Origin of the sequence: Frankia sp. AiPs1 (assembly GCF_023716945.1) — a bacterium.
In the GTDB taxonomy this organism is placed as follows: domain Bacteria; phylum Actinomycetota; class Actinomycetes; order Frankiales; family Frankiaceae; genus Frankia.
Map to the genome: position 1 here is coordinate 1 of NZ_JAMQQF010000525.1, position 4,206 is coordinate 4,206.

At 73.3% G+C, this 4,206-nt stretch carries 4 protein-coding genes; all 4 read left to right on the plus strand.

What is annotated here, in order from left to right:
- The coding region (locus ND748_RS26640) for a phosphotransferase (protein WP_251748954.1) at positions 1-635 on the plus strand (635 nt) is incomplete at its 5' end.
- Between the two features lie 85 nt (positions 636-720).
- The gene (locus ND748_RS26645; protein ID WP_251748955.1) at positions 721-1,950 is read left to right on the plus strand and encodes an acyl-CoA dehydrogenase family protein; all 1,230 of its coding nucleotides are present in this window, start codon (positions 721-723) and stop codon (positions 1,948-1,950) included.
- A gap of 158 nt (positions 1,951-2,108) precedes the next feature.
- Positions 2,109-3,236 carry a CaiB/BaiF CoA-transferase family protein gene (locus ND748_RS26650; RefSeq protein ID WP_251748956.1) on the plus strand — a complete coding sequence of 376 codons (1,128 nt, stop codon included), beginning with the start codon at positions 2,109-2,111 and terminating at the stop codon, positions 3,234-3,236.
- 14 nt (positions 3,237-3,250) lie between these two features.
- On the plus strand, positions 3,251-4,090 hold the full coding sequence (locus tag ND748_RS26655) for an acyl-CoA thioesterase domain-containing protein (protein ID WP_251748957.1): 840 nt from the start codon (positions 3,251-3,253) through the stop codon (positions 4,088-4,090).
- Positions 4,091-4,206 lie beyond the last annotated feature (116 nt).

The window sequence follows — 4,206 nt, forward strand, 5'->3', positions numbered from 1 at the left end:
TTTATAAGAGACCGCTGCCCGCCCTGGAGCGGGGGGGGGGCGGGGGCGGCGAGCTCGGCCGACCCGAGGGGTTCCTCGGCCGGCAGGTGGAGGGCTGGGCGCGCCGGGCCGCCGCGGTGTATCCCGACGGCCTGTCGGTCGCCGCCAAGGCGGTCATCGGCTGGCTGCGCGGCGCCGTCGCCGCCGTGCCCACGGGTGCGGCGCGGCTGATCCACTGCGATTTCAAGTTCGACAACATGCTCGTCGATCCGGTGACCCTCGCCCCGGTCGCCGTCCTCGACTGGGACATGACGACCCGCGGCGACCCCCTGTTCGACCTGGCGGTGCTGCTGTCCTACTGGATCGAGCCGGACGACCCGCCGGCCCTGCACGAGCTGCGCCAGGTGCCCTCGCTCGAACCCGGCTTCCCACGGCGCGCCGAGGTCGCCGCGGCCTACTTCGCCGCGGCGGGCCGCGCGCCGGCCGAGCTCGGCTTCCACCTGACGCTGGCCCGGCTGCGGCTGGCGATCGCCTGGATGCAGCTCCACCGGCGCTTCGCCGGCGATCCGGTGGCCGGCCCGCGCTACGCCGGCTTCGCCGGGATCGCCGATGCCGTGCTCGACTGGACGGCGGAGCTCACCGCCGCCCGCACCTGACCGGCCTGGGCCTCGCCCGGCCACGCGCCCGGGACCGGCCGTCCCGCTGCCCGGACACATTCCGACGAGACCGCAGGGAGCGATTATGATCGATTTCAGTCTGCCGCAGGAACTGGTGGATCTCCGGGAGCGGGTACGGACGTTCGTCGAGAACGAGATCGTGCCGTTCGAGCGCGATCGGCGGCTGACCGCGCACGGCCCCAACGACGATCTGCGCCAGGAACTCGTGGGTCTGGCGCGCAAGGCGGGCCTGCTGACCATCCAGGCGCCGAAGAGGTTCGGTGGCCGGGAGCTCACCCACGTCGAGCAGGCGGTGGTCTACGAGGCGGCCGGGTGGTCGACGCTCGGGCCGGTGGCGATGAACTGCGCCGCCCCGGACGAGGCGAACATGGGGCTGCTGGCGAAGATCGCCGACCCGGAGCAGCAGGAGGAGTTCCTGCGGCCGGTCATCGAGGGCCGGGCGCGCTCGGTGTTCGCGATGACCGAGCCCGACGGGGCAGGTTCCGACCCGAACCAGTTGCGCACCGAGGCCGTCCGCGACGGCGACGACTACGTGATCAACGGCCGCAAATGGCTGATCACCGGGGCGAACGGCGCGCTGACCTGGATCATCATGGCCCGGGTGGCCCCCGGCGTCGACGGGGTGGGCGGCCCGACGCTGTTCCTCACCCGGGGTGACACGCCCGGCATCGACGTGGAGCGGGTCATGAACACCATGGACCGCAACTACGTCGAGGGGCACGGCGTGGTGAACCTCCGCGACCTGCGGCTGCCCGCCACCGCGGTGCTCGGCGCGGTCGGCGACGCCTTCCGCTACGCCCAGCTCCGGCTCACCCCGGCCCGGCTGACGCACAGCATGCGCTGGCTGGGCGCGGCCGACCGGGCGCACAGCATCGCCGTCGAGCACGCCCGCACCCGCACGGCGTTCGGCCGGCCGATCGGGGAGCATCAGGGGGTGGGTTTCCAGCTCGCCGACAACGAGATCGCGTTGGACAACTGCCGGCTGGCGATCTGGCGCGCCTGCTGGCTGCTCGACCAGGGGGAGCAGGGCCGGCACGAGGCGTCGAAGGTCAAGTGCTACGTGTCCGAGGAGCTGTTCAAGGTCGCCGACCGCTGCGTGCAGGTCCTCGGCGGCATCGGGGTGACCGACGAGACGGTCGTCGAGATGATCTTCCGGGACATTCGGGCGTTTCGCCTGTACGACGGCCCGACCGAGGTGCACAAGCATGCCATCGCCCGGCGCCTCATGCGGGCGAGGACCACCACGCCCGCCGTCCCGGCGCCGGCCGCCTCCGGCGTCCCCACCGCCGGCTGACCAGGCGCCACGCGGGCGGGAACGGCATGATCCGAGCTAAGGGACCGTTCCACCCCGAGACCACGATCCACCCCGAAGTCGTGATCCCATCCGAAGTCGTGATCCACCCCGAAGTCGTGATCCACCCCGAAGTCGTGATCCACCCCGAAGGAGCGATGATGCCCGACCCCTCGACCCCCTCTCCCGAGGCCGGCTACGGCCCCTTGCACGGCGTGCGGGTCGTCGAGCTGGCCGGCATCGGCCCGGCGCCGTTCGCGGCCACGCTGCTCACCGAGCTCGGCGCGGACGTCGTCCGGGTGGACAAGCCGGCCACCGTGGGCACGCAGCCGGACTGGCTGACCCGCGGTCGGCCCTCCGTCGCCCTCGACCTGAAGAACCCCGCCGACCACGCCGGCCTGCTGGACCTGGTCGATGCCGCGCACGTGTTCATCGAGGGCTACCGGCCGGGGGTCACCGAGCGCCTCGGCCTCGGCCCCGACGATCTGCTCGCCCGCAATCCCGCGCTGGTCTACGGCCGGATGACCGGATGGGGCCAGGACGGGCCCTGGTCGCGCACCGCCGGCCACGACATCAACTACGTCGCGATCACCGGGGCGCTGGGTGCCATCGGCCGGGCGGGCGGGCCGCCGCAGGTGCCGCTGAACCTGGTCGGCGACTTCGGCGGCGGCGCGCTGTACCTCGTCGTCGGCATCCTCGCCGCGCTGCACGAGGCGCGGAACTCCGGGAAGGGCCAGGTCGTCGACTGCGCCATCGTCGACGGGGTGGCATCGCTGTCGGCGATGATGTGGTCGATGATCTCCCGCAAGGAGTGGGGCGAGCCGCGGGGCACGAACATGCTGGACACCGGCCGACCCTGGTACGACGTCTACGAGACCGCCGACGGCGGCTGGTTCTCCGTCGGCCCCATCGAGGCGCAGTTCTACGCCAGGCTCGTCGAACTGCTCGGCCTGCCGGAATGGGCGGACGCCCAGAACGACGCCAGCCGCTGGCCGCAGATGCGCGCGGCGTTCGCCACCGCGTTCGCCAGCCGCACCCGGGCGCAGTGGGAGCAGGTGTTCGACGGCACCGACGCCTGCGCCGCACCCGTCCTGAGCTGGTCGGAGGCCCGCGCGCACCCGCACCTGGCCGCCCGGGAGGTGTTCGTCGACCTGGGTGACGAGGTCGCCCCGGCCCCGGCGCCGCGCTTCTCCCGCACCCCGGGGCGCGTCGCCGGGATGGGACCGGCCGTGGGCAGCTCCACCCTCGCGCAGGTGAGACAGGCCTGGGGCCTGACCACCGCCGGCTGATGCAGGAGACACAGGTGAGCAGCGTGCCGCCGCCGGCCGAACCGGCGGCCTCGATTCTCGATCTGCTGGAGTTGGAGGAGCTGGACCAGGACCTCTACCGGGCCCTGACGGTGTTCGAGGACCGGTACTCCCTCTACGGCGGGCAGGTCGCCGCGCAGGCGCTGCTGGCCGCCGGGCGCACGGTGGCCGACGGCCGCGTCCCGCACTCGTTGCACGGCTACTACCTGCGCAGCGGGGACGCCTCCCGGCCGACGATCTTCCGGGTGGAGCGGGACCGGGACGGCCGGTCGTTCTCCGCCCGTCGGGTCGTCGCCGTCCAGGGCGGCAAGGTCATCTTCAACATGTCGGTGTCGTTCCAGGTCCCGGAGGATGGCGACGACCATCAGGTCGACCCGATGCCCGACGCCGGCGATCCGGACGCGGCCGAACAGCTGCACTTCGGTCGGCTGTTCTCGATCGAGGGCCGGCTGCCGAAGCAGCCCTACGAAAACTCCGGCTGGCCGACCCGGGTGTGGGCGCGCAGCACCGTCGCGCTGCCCGACGACCGGCTGCTGCACGCCTGCGTTCTGACGTACCTGTCGGACACCTTCACCGGCCTCGCGGGCCTGCCCGGCGGCGCGGCCCTCTCGGGCGCGAGCCTCGACCACGCCGTCTGGTTCCACCGGCCGATCCGGATGGACGACTGGGTGCTGCTCGACCTGGTCCCCCGCTCGGCGGCGGGGGGACGAGGGCTGTACTCCGGCACGATCCACACCGCCGGCGGCGTCCTCGGCGCGAGCCTGAGCCAGGAGGCGCTCTACCGCGTCCACCGCGACTCCAGCCGGCCGAGGCCGGTGCCCCCCACGAGGAGCTGACCCGACCTGGACCGGCGCCGCCCGCGGCGCCCGCGCCCCCGAGCCGCACCCGACCGACCGGCGGGCCAAGAGGGTCGCGATGACCGAGGAGGGCCGACGCGTCCTCGCCCAGGTCC

What these genes read in the sequence shown, in the direction of transcription:
- ND748_RS26645 (WP_251748955.1), top strand. Translation starts at nt 721, where the DNA reads ATGATCGATTTCAGTCTGCCGCAGGAACTGGTGGATCTCCGGGAGCGG.
- ND748_RS26650 (WP_251748956.1), top strand. Translation starts at nt 2,109, where the DNA reads ATGCCCGACCCCTCGACCCCCTCTCCCGAGGCCGGCTACGGCCCCTTG.